At 60.1% G+C, this 19,599-nt stretch carries 20 protein-coding genes and 1 pseudogene; 11 read left to right on the top strand and 10 right to left on the bottom strand.

The genetic code is table 11. The features are described 5' to 3' along the window. Nucleotides 1-131: 131 nt before the first annotated feature. The 3 genes from NL64_RS13690 to NL64_RS13680 all read right to left on the bottom strand — a co-directional run bounded on the left by NL64_RS13690 (nucleotide 132) and on the right by NL64_RS13680 (nucleotide 1,945). A complete protein-coding gene (locus NL64_RS13690) occupies nucleotides 132-1,007 on the bottom strand; it encodes a phasin family protein (protein ID WP_034148598.1) in 876 nt (291 codons plus the stop codon). Nucleotides 1,008-1,017: 10 nt separating this feature from the next. Next, entirely contained in the window at nucleotides 1,018-1,440 is a 423-nt protein-coding gene (locus tag NL64_RS13685; protein WP_034148597.1) for a phasin family protein, read from the bottom strand. A 229-nt stretch (nucleotides 1,441-1,669) separates the two neighbouring features. Next, nucleotides 1,670-1,945, bottom strand: a complete 276-nt coding sequence (locus NL64_RS13680) for a polyhydroxyalkanoic acid system family protein (protein WP_034148596.1) — start codon at nucleotides 1,943-1,945, stop codon at nucleotides 1,670-1,672. A 153-nt stretch (nucleotides 1,946-2,098) separates the two neighbouring features. Here NL64_RS13680 and ubiE point away from each other — a divergent pair, with 153 nt between their 5' ends. The 11 genes and pseudogenes from ubiE to NL64_RS31095 all read left to right on the top strand — a co-directional run bounded on the left by ubiE (nucleotide 2,099) and on the right by NL64_RS31095 (nucleotide 10,409). After that, nucleotides 2,099-2,869, top strand: coding sequence for a bifunctional demethylmenaquinone methyltransferase/2-methoxy-6-polyprenyl-1,4-benzoquinol methylase UbiE (gene ubiE, locus NL64_RS13675; RefSeq protein WP_033045331.1), 771 nt, complete (start codon nucleotides 2,099-2,101; stop codon nucleotides 2,867-2,869). Next, a complete protein-coding gene (locus NL64_RS13670; protein WP_034148595.1) occupies nucleotides 2,869-3,492 on the top strand; it encodes a ubiquinone biosynthesis accessory factor UbiJ in 624 nt (207 codons plus the stop codon). The genes ubiE and NL64_RS13670 overlap by 1 nt, the downstream gene beginning before the upstream one ends. Continuing rightward, entirely contained in the window at nucleotides 3,489-5,093 is a 1,605-nt protein-coding gene (gene ubiB, locus NL64_RS13665) for a ubiquinone biosynthesis regulatory protein kinase UbiB (protein WP_034148594.1), read from the top strand. The genes NL64_RS13670 and ubiB overlap by 4 nt, the downstream gene beginning before the upstream one ends. A 168-nt stretch (nucleotides 5,094-5,261) precedes the next feature. Then, entirely contained in the window at nucleotides 5,262-5,663 is a 402-nt protein-coding gene (gene hisI, locus NL64_RS13660) for a phosphoribosyl-AMP cyclohydrolase (protein ID WP_007989281.1), read from the top strand. Continuing rightward, the gene (locus tag NL64_RS13655) at nucleotides 5,656-5,988 is read left to right on the top strand and encodes a phosphoribosyl-ATP diphosphatase (RefSeq protein WP_034148593.1); all 333 of its coding nucleotides are present in this window, start codon (nucleotides 5,656-5,658) and stop codon (nucleotides 5,986-5,988) included. Before hisI ends, NL64_RS13655 begins: the two co-directional genes overlap by 8 nt. A gap of 25 nt (nucleotides 5,989-6,013) precedes the next feature. Further along, the gene (locus NL64_RS13650) at nucleotides 6,014-6,292 is read left to right on the top strand and encodes a twin-arginine translocase TatA/TatE family subunit (RefSeq protein WP_034148592.1); all 279 of its coding nucleotides are present in this window, start codon (nucleotides 6,014-6,016) and stop codon (nucleotides 6,290-6,292) included. A 10-nt stretch (nucleotides 6,293-6,302) separates the two neighbouring features. Then, nucleotides 6,303-6,746: a Sec-independent protein translocase protein TatB gene (gene tatB / locus NL64_RS13645; RefSeq protein ID WP_034148591.1), complete on the top strand. Its 444-nt coding sequence runs from the start codon at nucleotides 6,303-6,305 to the stop codon at nucleotides 6,744-6,746. Further along, entirely contained in the window at nucleotides 6,743-7,537 is a 795-nt protein-coding gene (tatC, locus tag NL64_RS13640) for a twin-arginine translocase subunit TatC (protein WP_034148590.1), read from the top strand. The genes tatB and tatC overlap by 4 nt, the downstream gene beginning before the upstream one ends. Continuing rightward, nucleotides 7,534-8,241 carry a 16S rRNA (uracil(1498)-N(3))-methyltransferase gene (locus NL64_RS13635; RefSeq protein WP_034148589.1) on the top strand — a complete coding sequence of 236 codons (708 nt, stop codon included), beginning with the start codon at nucleotides 7,534-7,536 and terminating at the stop codon, nucleotides 8,239-8,241. The genes tatC and NL64_RS13635 overlap by 4 nt, the downstream gene beginning before the upstream one ends. A gap of 251 nt (nucleotides 8,242-8,492) precedes the next feature. Further along, nucleotides 8,493-9,554, top strand: a pseudogene (locus tag NL64_RS31100) (methyl-accepting chemotaxis protein); the annotation flags it as partial. Then, nucleotides 9,546-10,409, top strand: a complete 864-nt coding sequence (locus NL64_RS31095) for a methyl-accepting chemotaxis protein (protein WP_437176916.1) — start codon at nucleotides 9,546-9,548, stop codon at nucleotides 10,407-10,409. The pseudogene NL64_RS31100 and the gene NL64_RS31095, both read left to right, overlap by 9 nt. 155 nt (nucleotides 10,410-10,564) lie before the next feature. On the opposite strand, the gene NL64_RS13625 is transcribed toward NL64_RS31095, so the two are convergent. The 7 genes from NL64_RS13625 to pip all read right to left on the bottom strand — a co-directional run bounded on the left by NL64_RS13625 (nucleotide 10,565) and on the right by pip (nucleotide 19,588). After that, on the bottom strand, nucleotides 10,565-11,299 hold the full coding sequence (locus NL64_RS13625) for an amino acid ABC transporter ATP-binding protein (protein WP_034148587.1): 735 nt from the start codon (nucleotides 11,297-11,299) through the stop codon (nucleotides 10,565-10,567). Then, the gene (locus NL64_RS13620) at nucleotides 11,292-12,251 is read right to left on the bottom strand and encodes an amino acid ABC transporter permease (RefSeq protein WP_034148586.1); all 960 of its coding nucleotides are present in this window, start codon (nucleotides 12,249-12,251) and stop codon (nucleotides 11,292-11,294) included. The genes NL64_RS13625 and NL64_RS13620 overlap by 8 nt, the downstream gene beginning before the upstream one ends. Before the next feature lie 156 nt (nucleotides 12,252-12,407). Further along, entirely contained in the window at nucleotides 12,408-13,205 is a 798-nt protein-coding gene (locus NL64_RS13615) for a transporter substrate-binding domain-containing protein (RefSeq protein WP_034148585.1), read from the bottom strand. 279 nt (nucleotides 13,206-13,484) lie between these two features. Beyond that, a complete protein-coding gene (mdoH, locus tag NL64_RS13610) occupies nucleotides 13,485-16,055 on the bottom strand; it encodes a glucans biosynthesis glucosyltransferase MdoH (RefSeq protein ID WP_034148584.1) in 2,571 nt (856 codons plus the stop codon). Further along, a complete protein-coding gene (locus tag NL64_RS13605) occupies nucleotides 16,048-17,832 on the bottom strand; it encodes a glucan biosynthesis protein G (RefSeq protein ID WP_172668671.1) in 1,785 nt (594 codons plus the stop codon). Before NL64_RS13605 ends, mdoH begins: the two co-directional genes overlap by 8 nt. A 350-nt stretch (nucleotides 17,833-18,182) precedes the next feature. Continuing rightward, entirely contained in the window at nucleotides 18,183-18,620 is a 438-nt protein-coding gene (gene dtd / locus NL64_RS13600) for a D-aminoacyl-tRNA deacylase (RefSeq protein ID WP_034148582.1), read from the bottom strand. Next, nucleotides 18,617-19,588 carry a prolyl aminopeptidase gene (gene pip / locus NL64_RS13595; protein WP_034148581.1) on the bottom strand — a complete coding sequence of 324 codons (972 nt, stop codon included), beginning with the start codon at nucleotides 19,586-19,588 and terminating at the stop codon, nucleotides 18,617-18,619. The genes dtd and pip overlap by 4 nt, the downstream gene beginning before the upstream one ends. Nucleotides 19,589-19,599: the final 11 nt, after the last annotated feature.

Below are 19,599 nucleotides of genomic sequence, written 5' to 3'. Positions count from 1 at the left end.
GTATTTCAATCACACCGTGCTGATGCCATCGCGAGCAAGCTTGCTCCTACAAGGGAAAGCCGTCACAAGACCGTGCACAAACAAAAACGCCCGACCTTGGCAGGCCGGGCGTTTTTTTGAGCCCTGAAAAATCAGGACTGACTGGTTGGCGTCGATGGAGCTGGCGCGACAGTCGGGGTTACAGCAGGGGTCGGCGCGGTAGCGGAGTTCGATGCGCTGACCGGGGCTGCCGGAGTTGCCGGTTTGGCAGCAGCCACTGCTGGCTTCGGCGCGGCGGCTTTTGGAGCTGCCGGCTTTTTCACTGCTGGCTTCTTCGCGGCGACAGGTTTTGCCGCTGGTTTGGCTGCAGGTTTTGCTGCTGCGGTTTTAGCGGCAGGCTTGGCTGCCGGTTTGGCAACTGGCTTGGCAGCGGCTTTCGCGGCAACCGGTTTAGCGGCTGGCTTGGCCGCAGCAGGTTTAGCTGCGGCAGTTTTGGCAGCTGGCTTGGCAGCAGGTTTAGCCGCCGCTTTAGCCAGTGGCTTGGCAGCGGTTTTGGCTGCTGGTTTAGCCGCGGCCGGTTTGGCTGCCGCGGTTTTTGCCGCAACAGGCGCAACCTTGGCACCGGTGAGTTTTTCGATTTGCTTGGTCAAAGTATCGACCTTGCTGTGCAGCGCTTTGACTTCGTTGCGGCTCGGTACACCCAGACGCGAAATGGCGCTGTTCAGACGCTTGTCGAAAGCGCCTTCCAGTTCATCCCACTTGCCCAGTGCACGGTCTTTCACACCGCTGATGCGCGACTTGGCAGAAGTAGCGGAGTCCTTGGCGGCATCGACAGTTTTGCCAACAGCGCTCTTGGTCAGCTTCTCGGCTTTCTCGCCGTCTTTAACCAATGTATCGAAGAGTTTGCTGCCGTCAGTGTCGATCTTCGAGTACACGCCTAAACCAGCCAGCCAGATTTTACGGGAGTAATCTTCTACCTTCCCGATCCACGAGCTGCCTTCTTTTTCGGTGTTCTTTTTACCAGCCATCCCGTTCTCCTTAAGATTTACGCGCGACGCGTTCGAGCAATGCCGTCAGCTCATCGAGCTTAGCAGAGAGTGTCTCAACGTCATGTTTAGACGGAATGCCGATACGATTCAAGGCACTTGCGACACGCGAGTCAAAAGCCTTCTCGACTTTGTCGAGTTGAACTTCGACCTTGCCTTTGAAAGAGCTCACTTCAGTCTTGGCTTCAACAATCTCGGCATTCGCTGCTTCGAGTTTCTCGGCAACTACTTTTTTGCCTTTGGTTTCAACAGTTTGACCAGCCTTGATCAACTCTTGAAAGTAGTCGCTGCCCTCTTGGCCGACCTTGGTGTAGGCACCCAGGCCTGCCAGCCAGATCTTGCGGGCATAGGATTTGACGTCGCCCAGAGCAGTAGTCGATGCGTCGATTGTTTTCTTCAAAATAACTTTGGCCATGGTGCACCTCACGCGCAGAAGGTTTGAGGAACTGCCCGCGATAGCGTCGGGCTCAGGCACAAAGTAGGGAGAAAAATTAGAAACGGCACCCTAACAACTGACATAAACAGGTGCTCGCGTCGCCACCCACTGTAGGAGCAAGCTTGCTCGCGATGCAGGCACCTCGGTATTCCGGTTAAACCGAGTAGATGCAATCGCGAGCAAGCTTGCTCCTACAAGATCGCGTGTCTTATGCCAACGCTTTATCCAGTGCCTTTTCGATTTCCGCTTTGATCATGCCGCTCATGGCCGACATCATCAGGCCCAACTCCACGTCGACCCTGATCGAATCGTCACTGACATGCACCGCGCCCTTCACGCCCGAGCGCTTGAGATTCAAGGTATCGCCCGACCACTGCGGCTCCAGGCCATATTGATCGGAAAGTTTCTGCGCCAGCTTGTCGGCCTTCTCGCGCGCCGCTTCCTTACCCAGGCCGTGGGCACGTTCAACACTAATATGGGCCATCAAATGACTCCTGCTTTGTGGATGCTTTCATAAGGCATCTTGACCTCTGCTGCGTCAAAACGTCCCGATGGTTGCCCATCTTACCTTCAGCCTTGCCAAGACAAAGCATGCCTTGGGGATTAGAATGTCGCGCATTCTCTTTTGGTGAGCGATATGACTGATCAGCGCAAAGGCAACGATGCCGAACCCACCACTCACTTCGGCTTCAAAAACGTTCCGGAAAGCCAGAAAGCGGAAAAAGTCGCTGAGGTTTTCCACTCGGTAGCCGCCAAGTACGACCTGATGAACGACCTCCTGTCGGGCGGCATGCACCGGCTGTGGAAGCGTTTCGCGATCGAACTGTCCGGCGTGCGCACCGGCAACCGCGTGCTGGACATCGCTGGCGGCACTGGCGACCTGACCCGCAAGTTCTCGCACCTCGTTGGCCCGACTGGCCAGGTGGTTCTGGCCGACATCAATGAGTCCATGCTCAAGGTCGGTCGTGACCGCCTGCTGGATCTGGGTGTGGCCGGCAACGTCGAGTTCGTCCAGGCCGACGCTGAAAAACTGCCGTTCCCGGACAACCATTTCGACTGCGTGACCATCGCCTTCGGCCTGCGCAACGTCACGCACAAGGAAGATGCCCTGCGCTCGATGCTGCGCGTGCTCAAGCCTGGCGGCCGCTTGCTGGTGCTGGAGTTCTCCAAACCGACCAACGCGCTGATGTCCAAGGCTTACGACGCCTACTCGTTCGCCTTCATGCCGTTGATGGGCAAGCTGATCACCAACGACTCGGAAAGCTATCGCTACCTGGCCGAATCGATCCGCATGCACCCGAATCAGGAAACCCTGAAGTCGATGATGGTCGAGGCCGGCTTTGACCGCGTGACCTATCACAACATGACTGCAGGCATTGTCGCCCTGCACCGCGGCATCAAGCCCTGATGTTGCTCGCCGGGCTGCTCGCCAGCGTTGAACTCGGCCTGAACCGGGTGCTGCGTCTCGACAGCACGGCGCTGCCGCGGCTCGCGCATTTGACCGGCAAAGTGATTGCCGTCGATTGCCGCAGCCCGGCGCTGCAAGTGTTCATCCTGCCCAGCGATGAAGGCCTGATGCTCGCTTCCCAGTGGGAAACCGGCGCCGATTGCACCTTGCGTGCACCGGCCTCAAGCCTGTTGAAACTGGCGATGAGCAAGGACAAGACCGCTGTCCTGCACGCCCCTGAAGTGGAACTCGAAGGCGACAGCGGCGTACTGCTGGAACTGGCCGCGATCCTTCAGGACCTGGAGCTGGACTGGGAGTACGAACTCTCGCGCTGGCTCGGCCCGGTCGCCACGCAACTGGTCGGCGGTCACCTGCGCAGCCGCGCCCGCTGGTATCAGCAAGGCTTTGCCAGCCTCGGCCAGAACCTGGGCGAATACCTGGCCGAAGAATCGCGCACCCTCGTCGGTCAGCGCGAAGCCGAAGCCCGATTCAGTGAACTGGACCAGATCAAACTCGATCTGGAACGTCTCGAGGCGCGTTTCGAGCGCCTTTCCCGATCCCTCGACCCAAGCGATAACGCATGAAGCTGCTTGCCGTCCGCCGTTTGTTGCGCATCCAGCGCGTCGTGATCCGCTACCGCCTCGATGACCTGCTGTTCGCCCTGCCGCTGCCCTGGTTCCTGCGGGCGCTGCGCTATGCCTTGCCGTGGCGCTGGTTCCCGCGCAAGACCCTGGACCTGAGCCGTGGCGCGCGTTTGCGCCTGGCGTTGCAGGACCTCGGGCCGATTTTCATCAAGTTCGGGCAAATCCTGTCCACCCGCCGCGACCTGCTACCGGAAGACATCGCCGATGAATTGATGATGTTGCAGGACCGCGTGCCGCCGTTCGACTCGCAAGTGTCGGTCAAGCTGATCGAAGAGCAGCTCGGCAAGAAAATCAGCGAAGTGTTCAGCCGTTTCGATGTCGAACCGCTCGCCTCGGCTTCGGTGGCGCAGGTGCACGCCGCGCAACTGAAAACCGGCGAAGAAGTCGTGGTCAAAGTGATCCGTCCGGGCCTCAAGCCGGTGATTGCCCAGGACCTGGCGTGGTTGTTCATCCTTGCCCGCGCCGCCGAAAAACTCTCGGCCGATGCCCGCCTGTTGCACCCGGTGGACGTGGTTCAGGACTACGAAAAAACCATCTACGACGAACTCGACCTGCTGCGCGAGGCGGCCAACGCCAGCCAGTTGAAGCGCAATTTCGAAGGTTCGCCGCTGCTCTACGTGCCACAAGTCTATTGGGACTGGTGCCGCCCGAAAGTGCTGGTAATGGAGCGCATCTACGGCATTCAGGTCACCGATCTGGCGACCCTGGCCGATCAGCGCACCGACATGAAAATGCTCGCCGAACGCGGTGTGGAGATCTTCTTCACGCAGGTGTTCCGCGACAGCTTCTTCCACGCCGACATGCACCCCGGCAACATTTTCGTCAGCACCGTGAGCCCATGGAGCCCGCAATACATCGCGATCGACTGCGGCATCGTCGGCAGCCTGACCCCGGAAGACCAGGATTACCTGGCGCGCAACCTGTTCGCGTTTTTCAAGCGTGATTACCGGCGTGTGGCGCAGTTGCACATAGATTCGGGCTGGGTGCCGGCGGAGACCAAACTCAACGAATTCGAAGCGGCGATCCGTACGGTTTGCGAGCCGATCTTCGAAAAACCGTTAAAAGATATTTCCTTCGGTCAGGTGCTGATGCGCCTGTTCCAGACCGCGCGTCGCTTCAACATGGAAGTGCAGCCGCAGCTGGTGTTGTTACAGAAAACCCTGCTGAACATCGAAGGTCTGGGCCGCCAGTTGTACCCGGATCTCGACCTGTGGAACACCGCGCAGCCATTCCTGGAGCGCTGGATGCGCGAGCGGGTCAGTCCCAAGGCCCTGCTCGGCAACGTGCAGAGCCAGTTCGAACAACTGCCGCACCTGGCCAACATGGCCCGCGACCTGCTCGAACGCATGTCCCAGCCCCACGCCTACGACCCGCCGCCACCGTGGCACCGACGCCGTGACGACTGGTTCCTGCGCCTGCTCGGCACCGCGCATCTGGCTGGCGGCGCGATACTCGCCGCCGGCGGGCCGTTGAATCAGTTGGCTTACTGGCCAGCAGGAATCATGATGGCCGTCGGTTTGTATCTGGTCGTGCGTCGATAGCACGAATCGGCTGCAAGTTATAAGCTGCAAGCTTCAAGCGATGTTATTAGCACTCATGTTTAATTCACGCCGGTAGCCAGGCGTTGCACAATACGAAAGACCGAAACGCACTGGCTTTTACTTGCGGCTTGAAGCTCGAAGCTTGTAGCTGCTTTTCAGGAACCGAAGATGAAAAACTGGCTGGACGAGATCAAGTGGGACGCAGATGGCCTAGTGCCGGCGATTGCCCAGGATCACAAGACCGGGCGCGTCCTGATGATGGCCTGGATGAACCGCGAAGCGCTGGAACTGACCGCTGCCGAGAACCGCGCCATTTACTGGTCGCGCTCCCGTGGCAAGCTGTGGCGCAAGGGTGAAGAGTCCGGTCACGTGCAGACCCTGCATGAGATGCGCCTGGACTGTGACGCCGACGTGATCATCCTGATGGTCGAGCAGATCGGCGACATCGCCTGCCACACCGGTCGCCAGAGCTGCTTCTACCGCGTCTACGAGAACGGCGACTGGACAACTGTCGACCCGGTCCTGAAAGATCCGCACGCCATCTATTCCGCAGGACACAAACATGAGTGACACTCTCACCCGCCTCGCCGAGGTACTGGAAGAGCGCAAAGGCGCCGCTGCCGACAGCTCGTATGTCGCCAGCCTGTACCACAAGGGTTTGAACAAGATTCTGGAAAAAGTCGGCGAAGAGTCGGTCGAAACCATCATCGCCGCCAAGGACGCCGCCATCAGCGGTGACTGCAGCGATGTGATCTACGAAACCGCCGATCTGTGGTTCCACAGCATGGTCATGCTTGCCCAACTGGGGCAGCATCCACAGTCTGTACTCGATGAACTGGACCGTCGCTTCGGTCTGTCCGGACACGCCGAGAAAGCCTCGCGCCCGTCCGCCTGAATAACGATTAGAGAGGAGCAGCAACATGGGCATTTTTGACTGGAAACACTGGATCGTCATCCTGGTTGTTGTCGTGCTGGTGTTCGGCACCAAGAAACTGAAAAACCTCGGCACCGACGTCGGCGAGTCGATCAAAGGCTTCCGCAAAGCGATGAACGACGACGAGAAACCGGCCGATCCGACAGTGACCCCGGCCCAACCGGTGCCACCTGCTCAGCCACAGACCACCCAGTCCGTGAACCAGCCGCACACCATTGACGTGCAGGCGCAGAAAGTCGAAGAGCCGATCCGCAAAGACGTGTGAGCACTGACTAATGTTTGGTATCAGCTTCTCTGAACTGCTGCTCGTCGGCCTCGTCGCCTTGCTGGTGCTGGGCCCCGAGCGTCTGCCGGGCGCTGCGCGCACCGCCGGCCTGTGGGTCGGGCGCCTGAAGCGCAGCTTCAACGCGATCAAACAGGAAGTTGAGCGTGAAATCGGTGCCGACGAGATTCGTCGGCAACTGCACAACGAACATATCCTGTCGCTTGAGCAGGAGGCGCGGAAGATTTTCACGCCGACTCAGCAGGAGCCAGCTCCGGTTGAGCATGTGGGAGAGCAGACGATTCACGCGCCCGCCGCTGCAACGCCTGCACCCGCCGTAGCGACTGCCGATACCGCGCCCGTTGTTGCAGCGCCTGTGGTCGAACCCGTTGCTCCAGTCGCCGCGCCAGTCGCGCCGGCTCCTCATGACCCAACACTGCCGCCGCGAGCCCCATGAGCGATCTCCCTGAAAACGACCAGCACATGCCGCTGGTTTCGCACCTCACCGAACTGCGTACCCGCCTGCTGCGCTGCGTAGCGGCGATCTTCATCATCTTCGCCGGGTTGTTCGCCTTCACCCAGCAGATCTACACCTTCGTCTCCACGCCGCTGCGCGCCTACCTGCCGGCGGGCGCGACGATGATCGCCACCGACGTGTCGTCGCCGTTCCTCACGCCGCTGAAACTGACGATGATGGTCTCGCTGTTCCTGGCGATCCCGGTGATCCTGCATCAGATCTGGGGTTTCATCGCACCGGGCCTGTATAAGCATGAAAAACGCATCGCCGTGCCCTTGCTGGTATCGAGCATCATCCTGTTCTACGCTGGCATGGCCTTCGCCTATTTCCTGGTGTTCCCACTGATCTTCAAATTCTTCGCCGCGGCCACTCCGGCCGGCGTGGAAATGATGACCGACATCACCAGTTACCTCGATTTCGTCATGACGCTGTTCTTCGCCTTTGGCGTGGCGTTCGAAATCCCGGTGGCCGTGGTGCTGCTGGTGTGGATCGGTGTGGTCGACGTCAAATACCTGAAGAAAATCCGCCCCTACGTGATCATCGGCTGCTTCGTGGTCGGCATGATCCTGACGCCGCCGGACATCTTCTCGCAGACGCTGCTGGCCGTGCCGATGTGGATGCTGTTCGAGGTCGGCATCCTGTTTAGCGGCCTGATCAGCAAACGTGGCGAGCATCCGGACGATCAACCGGTCGACGATCACAACGACCAGCCGCCAGCGACCCAGCCGTGAACCTGCTGCTCCTCGAAGAGGCCGATTTCATTGCGGCCGACCGGGCGATCCTGCGTGATCGCCGGCTGACCCACATGCAGGAAGTTCACCGCTGCGAGGTGGGCGACAGCATGCGCGTCGGGCGCATCGGCGGGTTGATGGGCTCTGCCGAAGTGCTGCGCCTGGACGCCGATGAAGCCGAGTTGCGCATTACTCTCGATCAACCACCACCGGCCAAGCTGCCGCTGACCCTGGTGCTGGCCCTGCCACGCCCCAAAATGCTGCGCAGGGTGTTCCAGACCGTGGCGGCCATGGGTGTGCCGCGCATCGTGCTGGTGAACAGTTATCGCGTCGAGAAGAGCTTCTGGCAGACGCCGTTCCTGGAGCCTGAAGCGATTCGCGAGCAGTTGATCCTCGGCCTCGAACAGGCCCGAGACACTGTGTTGCCAGAGATCGTCATCGAGAAGCGCTTCAAGCCGTTTGTCGAAGACCGCCTCCCGGCAATCACCGAGGGCACCCTCGGCCTGGTCGGTCATCCCGGCAACTACCCGCCCTGCCCTCGCGCACTGAGCGAACCGGTGACCCTGGCGATCGGCCCGGAAGGCGGCTGGATTCCTTACGAAATCGATTTGCTCAGCAAGTCCGGCCTGCAGCCGGTTCAACTGGGCGAGCGCATCCTGCGCGTCGAAACCGCCGTTACTGCCCTGCTGGCACGTCTCTTCTAACACTGCGTAGTCTTCTGTGGCGAGGGAGCTTGCTCCCGCTTGGGCGCGAAGCGACCATCGCTTAGACCGCATCGCCCGGTTTTACGCCCCATGCAGGAGCTGCCGCAGGCTGCGATCTTTTGATCTTAAAAAAAAACAAAATCAAAAGATCGTCCGAACGCGGCCCGAGCCTTCGGCAGCTCCTACAGCTTTAGGCAGTCCTGCCGATAAAGCTTCCATAAAACCAATGTTTGGTTCGAGGGAGTAGCAGCATGTACCAATGGGCGGCCGATAAGCTGGGAAACGTAGGCGTTAATCGCAAACTGGGCGTCGGCTTCGGTCTGGTGCTGCTGCTGACGCTGCTGATTACCGTCACAGGCTGGAACGGCCTGAGCGGCGTCATGAGCCGTGGCGACACGCTGGGGTTCATCTCTGATATCAACGGCATGACCAAAGACCTGCGAATCGCCCGCCTGGACTACGAGATGCGTCGCGGCGAACAAGGTCCTGGCGCCGTCAATGACCTGCTGGGCAAGCTGGATAGCAGCCTGCAAGCGGCTCGCCAGATGATCGAGCAGCCCGCCGACATCGCCATGATCGACCAGCAACTGGCTGCCGTCAGCCAGTACAAGCAAGCCTTCGCCGCCATGACCCAGGCTGGCGCCAACCGCGAAGACGCCCGCAGCAAGCTCGGTGCTACCGCCGACAACGCCGTGGCCAAAGTCGCAGAAGTCGAAAAATCCATGCTTCAAGGCGACAGCGTTGTTCAATTCAACAGCGTGATCGACCTGAGCAAGCTGCTTCAGCAAGCACGCTTCCAGGTGCGCGGCTACACCTACAGCGGCAAAACCGAGGCGGAACAACCGGCGCTGGACGCCATCGACAATGCCCTGAAGTACCTGGAAAGCCTGCCGTCCAAACTCCCCGAAGAACACATCGCCAACCTGCAACAAGCCACCGATTCGCTCAAAGCCTACCGGGCTGCGGTCAGTCAGTTCCGCGATTCCCAAGTGGCCAGCGCCGACGCACTCAAGCACATGGCCGCCCAGGGCGAGATCCTGCTCGACGTCAGCACCAAGCTGACAATTTCGCAAACCGTGGTGCGTGATACCGATGTGGCGCACGCCAAGAACATGTTGCTGCTGGCCACCGCGCTGGCGCTGGTCTTCGGTATTTTTGCCGCCTGGGCCATCACTCGCCAGATCGTGATTCCGTTGAATCAAACCCTGAAGGTGGCCGAGCGCATCGCTGCCGGCGATCTGACGCAGAACCTGGTCTCCCAGCGCCGCGATGAACTCGGTCAGCTGCAACGCGCGATTCAAAGCATGACCCAAGGCCTGCGCGAACTGATCGGCGGTATCAGCGACGGCGTCACGCAAATCGCCAGCGCCGCCGAAGAGCTGTCAGCGGTCACCGAGCAGACCAGCGCCGGGGTCAATAGCCAGAAGGTCGAGACCGACCAGGTTGCCACCGCCATGAACGAAATGACCGCCACCGTGCAGGAAGTCGCGCGCAACGCCGAGGAAGCTTCCGAAGCCGCCGTCGCCGCTGACCAGCAGGCCCGCGAGGGTGACAAGGTGGTTGGCGAAGCCATCGCCCAGATCGAACGCCTGGCTCTTGAAGTCGGCAACTCGACAGTCGCCATGGGTGACCTCAAGCGCGAAAGCGACAAGATCGGCAGCGTGCTCGACGTGATCAAGTCCGTGGCCCAACAAACCAACTTGCTCGCCCTCAACGCCGCCATCGAAGCCGCCCGCGCCGGTGAAGCCGGACGCGGCTTTGCCGTGGTCGCCGACGAAGTGCGCAGCCTGGCGCAACGCACCCAGAAGTCCACCGAAGAGATCGAAGAGCTGATCGTCGGCCTGCAAAACGGCACACAGCAAGTGGCGACCATCATGGACAACAGCCGCGCCCTGACTGACAGCAGCGTTGAACTGACCCGTCGTGCGGGTGGTTCGCTGGAAAGCATCACTCGTACGGTGTCGGCGATTCAGGCGATGAACCAGCAGATCGCTGCCGCCGCCGAGCAGCAAAGCGCCGTAGCCGAAGAGATCAACCGTAGCGTGCTGAACGTGCGTGATGTGTCGGATCAGACGTCGGCGGCGAGTGAAGAGACTGCGGCGTCCAGCGTTGAGCTGGCGCGGTTGGGGACGCATTTGCAGATGCTGGTGGGGCGGTTCAAGGTCTGAGGTGATTTATTGGCCTCGGTTCGCTCTATACCGGGGTGATGCTATCGCTGGCAAGCCAGCTCCCACAGGTTTGCAGGCGATCACAAAGTTTGTGTTCAACCCCATTCACTGTAAGAGCTGGCTTGCCAGCGATGGCGTCCGAGAGGACGCCGCAGTTACAGGACTTGTCGCAAAAACGCCTGTGCCCGCGGATCCTTCGGCGCATCGAAGAACTCCGCCGGCGAGGCGTCTTCCAGCAACTTGCCGTGATCGAAGAACAACACCCGATCTGCCACTTCCCGAGCGAAACCCATTTCGTGGGTGACGCAGACCATGGTCATCCCTTCGACGGCCAGGTTTTTCATTACGTCCAGCACTTCGCCGACCATTTCCGGGTCCAGCGCCGAGGTTGGCTCATCGAACAGCATGACCTTCGGTTCCATCGCCAGCGCGCGGGCGATCGCCACGCGTTGTTGCTGGCCGCCGGACAGGCGTGACGGAAACTCGTTGGCCTTCTGCGCAATACCGACCTTTTCCAGCAGCGCCATGGCCTTGGCCTCGCGCTCTTTCTTGCCGCGCTTGCGCACGACTTTTTGCGCCAGGCAGAGGTTTTCCAGCACGGTCATGTGCGGGAACAGGTTGAAGTGCTGGAACACCATGCCGACTTCGCGGCGGTAGGCGTTTACATCGGTTTTCGGGTCGGCCAGTTGCAGACCGTCGATGCTCACCGAGCCGGAGTCGAATTCTTCCAGGCCATTAAGGCAGCGCAGGAAGGTCGACTTGCCGGAGCCGGATGGACCGATGACCACCAGCACTTCGCCCTTGGCGACGTTGGTGGAAACGTTATCCACCGCGCGTACCACCTGGCCACGGGTGTCGAAGACTTTTACCAGATCGCGGACTTCAATCACTTTGCGCGAGCCTCCGCTCAAGCCGACTGGCGATTTTCGACAGCGGCAGGTTGATCAACAGGTACAGACCGGCGACGCAGAACAGGATTTCGAACGGTGAGAACGAAGTGGTGATGACTTCACGACCACTTTTCAGCAGCTCGGTAATCGCGATCACCGACACCAACGAAGTGTCTTTCACCAGGCTGATGAACTGCCCGGCCAACGGTGGCAGTACGCGCTTGAACGCTTGCGGCAGCACCACGTGACGCATCGACTGGCCAGCGCTCAAACCCAGGGAGCGTGCGGCTTCGTTCTGGCCACGGGCGATCGACTGCACACCGGAGCGGATGATCTCCGCCACGTAGGCGCCGGTGAACAGCGACAGCGCGGCAATCCCGGCGAATTCCCGAGACAGGTTCATCACCGTGCCGATGAAGAAGTAGAAAATGAAGATCTGCACCAGCAGCGGTGTGCCGCGCACCAGCTCGACATAAATCGTCGAAAGGTCGCGCAGGGTCGGGTTGTTCGATAGCCGACACAGACCAGTGGCGAGACCGATCAACAGGCCAAGCACGCCGGAAACAACGGACAGCCATAAGGTGGTCCAGAGGCCCCACATCAGCGGCCCTGCGGCCCAATGACGGGTGACGCCGATCACGTCGCCTTCAGCCACATCATCGCCCTGGGCAACTTGAAGGCTGTTTTCATCGACGGTCAGGTGCTGCTCATCGCCAGCGTCATTGCGCAGGATGACTTCAGCCTTGTCGCCCTTGCGCACCAGTTCACTGACGGTCGAGATGTCGGCGGCGCGCTGGGACTCTTCCGCGTGGTAGGCGAAGTATTGCGGCACGCGGTTCCAGCGCCATTCGTAGGACATCAGCGAGGTGGCGTAATACAAGGCACCGGCCAGGCCGATCAGCACCAGCACGGTCAGCACGTGCCAGGGCCATTGGGCTTTTTTCTGTTTCATTGGGTCTGAAGGTTCCGAATTCTTTGTCGCAAGTGAGGCCGCCATCGCTGGCAAGCCAGCTCCCACAGTGATTGGGTGAGCACATATTTTGTGAGCACCAACCCTGTGGGAGCGGGCTTGCCCGCGATCGGAGCGACGCGGTCTGACTGACCGGCGTTATTCCATGTCCTTGAGCCACTCGGTGCTCTTGAACCACTTGTCATGGATGCGATCGTAGGTGCCGTCTTCGTGGATCTGGTGCAGGAAGTTGTTGATGAAGTTGATGCTGTCGTAATCACCCTTCTTCAGGCCGAAGGCCAGGGGCTCGTAGGTGAACGGCTTGTCGAGGAACACCAGTTTGCCGTTGCCGACCTTGTTCACCGCCACGACGTTGTAAGGCGCATCGTAGATGAAGGCGTCGGCCTTGCCGTTGACCACGTCGAGCACGGCTTCCTGCTCGTTGTCGTAGCCGTGGTACTTGGCTTTGGAGATCAGCTTCTTGGCCACCATCTCACCGGTAGTGCCGAGCTTGGAGGTGATGCGGTAGTCGGCGGTGTTCAGGTCTTTGTAGGACTTGATGGTGCCTTCCAGCTCCTTGCGGATCAGCAGGGTCTGGCCGACCACGATGAACGGTTCGCTGAAGTTCAGGCGCAGGTTGCGTTCCTGGGTCAGCGTCATGCCGCTGCCGATCATGTCGAACTTGTCAGTGAGCAAGGCCGGGATGATGCCGTCGTAACCGGTCGAAACCAGCTCCAGTTTGACGCCCATGGCCTTCGACATGGCCTTGAGGATGTCGACTTCGAAACCGATGATCTCGCCGCGTTTGTTGGTCATTTCGAACGGCATGTAGGTCGGGTCCATGCCGACTTTCAAGGTGCCGCGCTTGACCGCGTCATCAATCGCACCGGCCTGCGCCGCGCTGACTGCAACCAATGCCGTGACGCCGACCAGCAGCATCGACAGATACTTCTTCATCTTCAAGTCCCCAAAACCATTGCATTTGCGGCGCGAAATCGACAGTTTTCCAGTGAAAACAGGCAGATACGGACACAAAACGGTCCGGGCGCACCAATTCGGGGACGGATGCTATCGCACTCGCTCGATTGCACAAGGGTTTAGGCGGGAATTGATGGTAGGCGGGGGATCTTGAAAGCAAAAGATCGCAGCCTCCGGCAACGCCTACAGGGGCCGGGTTGAACCACATTTTTGTGGTCAACCGGATCACCGTAGGCGCTGCCGAAGGCTGCGATCTTTTTACGCCAACTGAGGCTGAACGCTCAGCGGCTTGAGCGGCAGCAACGGTGCATGGGGATCGGCCTTGACCGACTTGCGCCATGCGCCCAGCCACTCGGGGTGACCTTCGTTCCACACCTGCTCATGCAGGCGAGCCAGAGCCACCGGGTCGCTCAGCAGTTGCACCTTCTCGTTGTTGGTCAGCCCTTCAGGTCCAACCTTCATCGCGTGGCGAACCCGCTCGACCCGCAGCCATTCGATCGGCTCGGCCTGATTGTGCCGGGAGGTCGCCAGCGAGCACGCCAGGGCGTTCTGCTGCGGGTCGACCACCGAACGGACGAAGCCGTCGTTCAGCGCATGCCAGCGGTTTTCGTGTGTGTATTGGTCGGTGGCGAGCAACGCTTGTGGCGGATTGTATTCCTCAGGGATCAGGAACAGGCTCTCGTCACGGGATTTGAGGCCCAGGCCAACACGGCTGGAGATCACGGAAACCGGGATCGACAGCATCAACGAACCGACGATCGGCACCAGCCACCAGAGGAAGCTCGGGTTCAGCCAGATCACCAGCAAGGCCCATAAGAAGCCGAGCAAGGTTTGCGGACCGTGGCGTTTTACCGCTTCGCTCCACGGCGTGGAGTCGTCGTCACGCTGCGGCGAGTTCCAGGTCGCGGCCCAGCCGAGGAATGCGGCCAGTACGAAACGGGTGTGGAAAATCATCCGAACCGGCGCCAGCAGCATGGAGAACAGCATCTCCAGCAGCATCGACAGGGTCACCTTGAACTTGCCACCGAACTCTTTCGCGCCCTTGGCCCAGATCAGGATGATACTCAACAGCTTCGGCAGGAACAGCAGCACGATAGTGGTCGAGAACAGCGCAATTGCCTTGTCCGGGTGCCATTGTGGCCACAGCGGATAGAGCTGGCGCGGTTCGAGGAAGTACTGCGGCTCCATCAGCGTGTTGACCGCCAGCAGCGCCGTCGACAGCACGAGGAAGAAGAACCACAACGGTGCCGACAGGTAAGACATCACGCCGGTGAGGAACACCGCACGGTGTACCGGGTGCATGCCTTTTACCAGGAACAGGCGGAAGTTCATCAGGTTACCGTGGCACCAGCGACGGTCACGCTTGAGTTCATCCAACAGGTTCGGCGGCAGTTCTTCGTAGCTGCCCGGCAAGTCGTAGGCAATCCACACGCCCCAACCGGCACGGCGCATCAGCGCGGCTTCAACGAAGTCGTGGGACAGGATCGCACCGGCGAACGCGCCTTTACCAGGCAACGGCGCCAGGGCGCAGTGCTCGATGAACGGCTTCATGCGGATGATCGCGTTGTGGCCCCAGTAGTGCGATTCGCCCAACTGCCAGAAGTGCAGGCCGGCGGTGAACAGCGGACCGTACACGCGGGTCGCAAATTGCTGCATGCGCGCATAAAGGGTGTCCATGCCCGACGCACGCGGCGCGGTCTGGATGATCCCGGCGTCGGGTGTGGCTTCCATCAAGCGCACCAGACTGGTCAGGCACTCGCCGCTCATTACCGAGTCGGCGTCGAGTACGACCATGTATTTGTAGTCACCGCCCCAGCGACGGCAGAAGTCATCGAGGTTGCCGCTTTTACGTTTTACGCGACGGCGACGGCGGCGGTAGAAGATCTTGCCGAAGCCACCCGCCTCGCGGCAGACGTCCAGCCAGGCCTGCTGTTCGGCGACACAGATGTCGGCGTCGTTACTGTCGCTGAGGACGAAGAAGTCGAAACGATCCAGGTCACCCGTGGCCGCGACCGACTCGAACGTCGCGCGCAGACCAGCGAATACCCGTGGCACGTCTTCGTTGCAGATCGGCATCACCAGAGCGGTGCGTGCGTCCTTCGGGATCGGCTCGTTGCCGGCGCTTTTGCCGGAAATGCGGTATTTATCGTGACCGGTGAGCAACTCAAGGAAGCCCATCAACGCGGTCCAGAAACCGGCGGAGACCCAGCAAAACAGAATCCCGAAAAGGATCAGGATGCTGGTCTGCAACGCATAGGGCAGTACTTGTGTGGCGGTCTGCAGCAACGGTTGGTGCAGGACTTCTTCGAGGTCGACAAACGACCAGCCCTGATACGGCATGAGGCCTTTCATGAACCAGCCGGCGACGATGGTCTGACCGATCATCAGTACCAACAGAATGTAGCGGCGGATTGAGCCGACAGTGCGCCAGCGCGCCGCCGGCAGAACGTTCTCATCCTTCGGCGGCTTCGGCGGGTTGGTGCGACCGGTCAGACGCCGCCAGCCACGCACCAGGATATTGGTACGCCAGGGCTCCGGCACGACCTTGGTCCGACGAATCGGCGGGGTCGCCTTGAGGACGACCCGACCACTGGCGTCGAGCGCCAGCATTTCGGCGTCCTGCAATTCTTCGGCGGTGCTCAGGGTAAGGCGCTTGCCGACCGATGCCTGGGCGGCCTCGGTCGGGGCATCGAATGTCGAAGATGACAGACGCTCATGCAACTCGCTGAATGACTTGCAGCCCGCGAGTTCCGCGCGCTGCTGGTCGGTCATCGGCAGGTGAGCCAGGTACTCGGAAAGCGACTCTGGCTGTACTTGGGAATTACTCATCGGCAGGCAACTGATAGCTCCAGGTCTCGGTCAGGACTTCTTCAGTCGGTGCCGATTCCGGTGTGGCTGGGACCGCGTCGGCAGCAGCAGGCTGCTTGGCGTCGGTGTTGGCCTTTTCCTTGGCATCTGCAACTGGCTTGGCGTCGGCCTGCTTGGCCTCGGCGGCCTTGGCTTCCTTGTCGGCTTTTTCCGCCTGCTTGGCGGCAACCTTGTCAGCCTTGGCAACGGACGAAGTGGACGCCGGAACCGAAGACTTCGCGAGATCGGCAGGCACGATGTTCTGGACCAGTGCCGCACGCATCTCGGTGGCCTTGCTCGGGTCCTTGATCTTCATGCGCAGGGTCAGGCGCCAGCCCTTGGTTTCAGGGTTATAACGCACGCTGTTCTCTACCAGCTCGGCGTTATCGCCGACGCTGACCTGGCTGCGAACATCCGTTTCCGGAGGCAGTGCCGCCAGGGACGGACCTTCGAAGTCCACCAGATACGCAACGCTACCGTCCGGCTGACGAATCAGGTTGGACTGTTTAACGTCGCCGGTAGAACGCAGGGTCTGCTTGACCCAGGCGCTGTCCGGGGCATGGATCGCTGCTTCGTCCATGGTCCAGTGCATACGATATGCGACATCGAGCGGCTGGCCAGGTTCAGGCAACTTTTCCGGGCTCCAGAAGGCCACGATATTGTCGTTGGTCTCGTCGGCGGTCGGAATCTCTACCAGATCGACGGAGCCTTTGCCCCAATCGCCTTTCGGTTCGATCCAGGCGCTTGGGCGCTTGTCATAACGGTCGTCGAGGTCTTCGTAGTGGCTGAAGTCGCGGCCACGTTGCAGCAAGCCGAAACCGCGCGGGTTCTCGACCGAGAAGTTGCTGACGGCCAGGTGTTTCGGATTGTTCAACGGACGCCAGATCCACTCGCCGTTGCCGGCATGGATCGACAGACCGCTGGAGTCGTGCAGTTCGCGACGATAGTTCAGCACTTTCGAAGGCTGGTTGGCGCCGAACAGGTACATGCTGGTCAGCGGCGCAACGCCGAGCTTGGTGACTTTGTCACGCAGGAACATCTGTGCCTTGACGTCGACAATGGTGTCGCTGCCCGGACGCAGGGTCAGGCGATAGGCACCGGTCGCGCGAGGCGAATCCAGCAACGCGAAGATCACCAGATGCTTGTCGCCCGGCTTCGGTTGTTGAATCCAGAACTCGCGGAAACGCGGGAATTCTTCGCCAGACGGCAATGCGGTGTCGATCGCCATGCCGCGAGCAGACAAGCCATAGACGTGACCCTTGCCGACAACGCGGAAGTAACTCGCGCCGAGCATGGTCATGATTTCGTCTTGTTTGTCGGCCTTGTTGATCGGGTACAGCACACGGAAACCGGCGTAGCCCAGTTGTTCGGTGGCTTTTGGATCGAATTTCACATCGCCAAAATCGAAACGACTTGGGTCGTATTTGATCTCTTCGACGGTGTTAGCCGTGATTTCGTTGATTTTCACCGGCGTATCGAAGTGCATGCCCTGGTGATAGAACGACAGCTTGAACGGGGTCTTCTGGTCCGCCCACTCAGCCTTTTCAGTCAGGAAACGAATTTTCTGATAGTCCGCGAATTTCATTTCACGGAATTCGGTCGGCAGGTTACTGCGCGGAGCTTCGTACTTCTGCCCGGCCAGCTCTTTTGCCTTGACCGACACATCATCCAGATTGAATGCCCAAAGCTGACCGGCGCTGAGCAGGCAGAGCAGTGCAGAGCCCGCTACCAGAGCGCTACGTAACCGTTTGGCAGACATTTTTGGTGCGTTACAGGGACTAACAATCACGAGCAACCCTCGCCGAAAACAGATCAAAAAACCAACGGCCAGTTAAAGGATCCGCACGGTGTCCGGTAGAAAAAACCGGCCTTGCAGACCACTCTTGCCAAGTTGGCGAGCATTGTTCCGACTCCGCTGGGTCAAAATGATTCCCCAATCGGATCCGGACAAGTCTCTACCTAAGTCAAAATGGACCAACGAACGCTGATCCCCGTAGCGCGCGATTATCTAGTAGGCCGCGTTACAACGCATCAGGGGTAACAAAGTATTTATCGGTAAAAACGCCTGTTTTCAGTCGAAAAGCGCTTAAAAAGATGTTTCAAGCGCTTTCAGGTCTGTAACAGAAAGGTAACAGGGCCATCATTGACCAGGTGCACCTGCATATCCGCGCCGAATCTACCTGATGCCACAGTGCCATGCACCTGTTTCGCTTTGCCTAATAGATAGTCGAAAAGCTCCTCGCCCAGGGCCGGAGGCGCCGCAGTAGAGAAACTCGGGCGCAACCCGCTCTTTGTGTCGGCGGCCAGGGTGAACTGCGAGACCAGCAGCAACCCGCCGCCCACATCCGCCAGGGACAGATTCATCTTGCCCTCGGCGTCGCTGAACACTCGATAGTTAAGCAGCTTATTGAGAAGTTTGTCGGCGCTGGCCCGAGTGTCCTCGGGCTCGACCGCCACCAGCACCAGCAACCCCTGATCGACTGCGCCCACCACCTCGCCCGCTACCTCGACTCGCGCGCCACGCACGCGCTGCAACAGGCCCTTCATGCTTCGTCGGGGGCCAGGTCGAGCAGGCGGCGGGCCATCCGATCGGCAGCGCGCACCAAGGCATCGGTAATCCCCGGTTCGGCGGCCGCATGGCCGGCGTCACGGATAATTTGCAGCTCGCTGTTCGGCCAGGCTTGATGCAATTCCCAGGCGTTATCCAGCGGACAGATCACGTCGTAGCGGCCATGGATGATCACGCCGGGCAAATGGGCGATCTTGCCCATGTCGCGGATCAACTGGTTCGGTTCAAGGAAGGCGTTGTTGGTGAAGTAGTGGCATTCGATGCGGGCGATGGACAACGCGCGCTGCGGCTCGGAGAAACGGTCGACCACCAGCGGGTTCGGGCGCAGGGTCGCGGTCCGGCCTTCCCAGGTGGACCAGGCTTTGGCCGCGTGCATCTGGGCGATCTGATCGTTGCCGGTCAGGCGCTTGTGGAAAGCCGTGAGCAAGTCGCCGCGCTCATCCAGCGGGATCGGCGCGATGTAGTCCTGCCAGTAATCGGGGAACAGACGGCTGGCGCCCGCCTGATAGAACCACTCGATTTCCTGCGGACGGCAGAGAAAAATCCCGCGCAGGATCAGACCGTGCACACGCTCCGGATGGGTTTGCGCGTAAGCCAGCGCCAGGGTCGAACCCCAGGAACCGCCGAACAGCACCCACTTGTCGATACCCAGGTGTTTGCGGATGCGCTCAAGGTCGGCAACCAGATCCCAGGTGGTGTTGTTTTCCAGGCTGGCGTGGGGCGTGGAGCGACCGCAACCACGCTGGTCGAAGGTAACAATGCGATACAGATTGGGATCGAAGTAGCAACGACTCTGGGCATCACACCCGGCACCCGGGCCACCGTGAATGAACACCACCGGCAAACCTTCCGGCGATCCGCTTTCGTCAACATACAGGGTGTGGGTTTCGTTGACGGCCAGATCGTGCCGGGCGTGGGGTTTGATCTGCGGGTACAAAGTCTGCATTGCGCGCTCCG

The sequence above is a fragment of the Pseudomonas fluorescens genome, from assembly GCF_000802965.1.
Classification (GTDB): Bacteria; Pseudomonadota; Gammaproteobacteria; order Pseudomonadales; family Pseudomonadaceae; genus Aquipseudomonas; species Aquipseudomonas fluorescens_A.
This window is presented reverse-complemented; position numbering and strand designations above follow the sequence as displayed.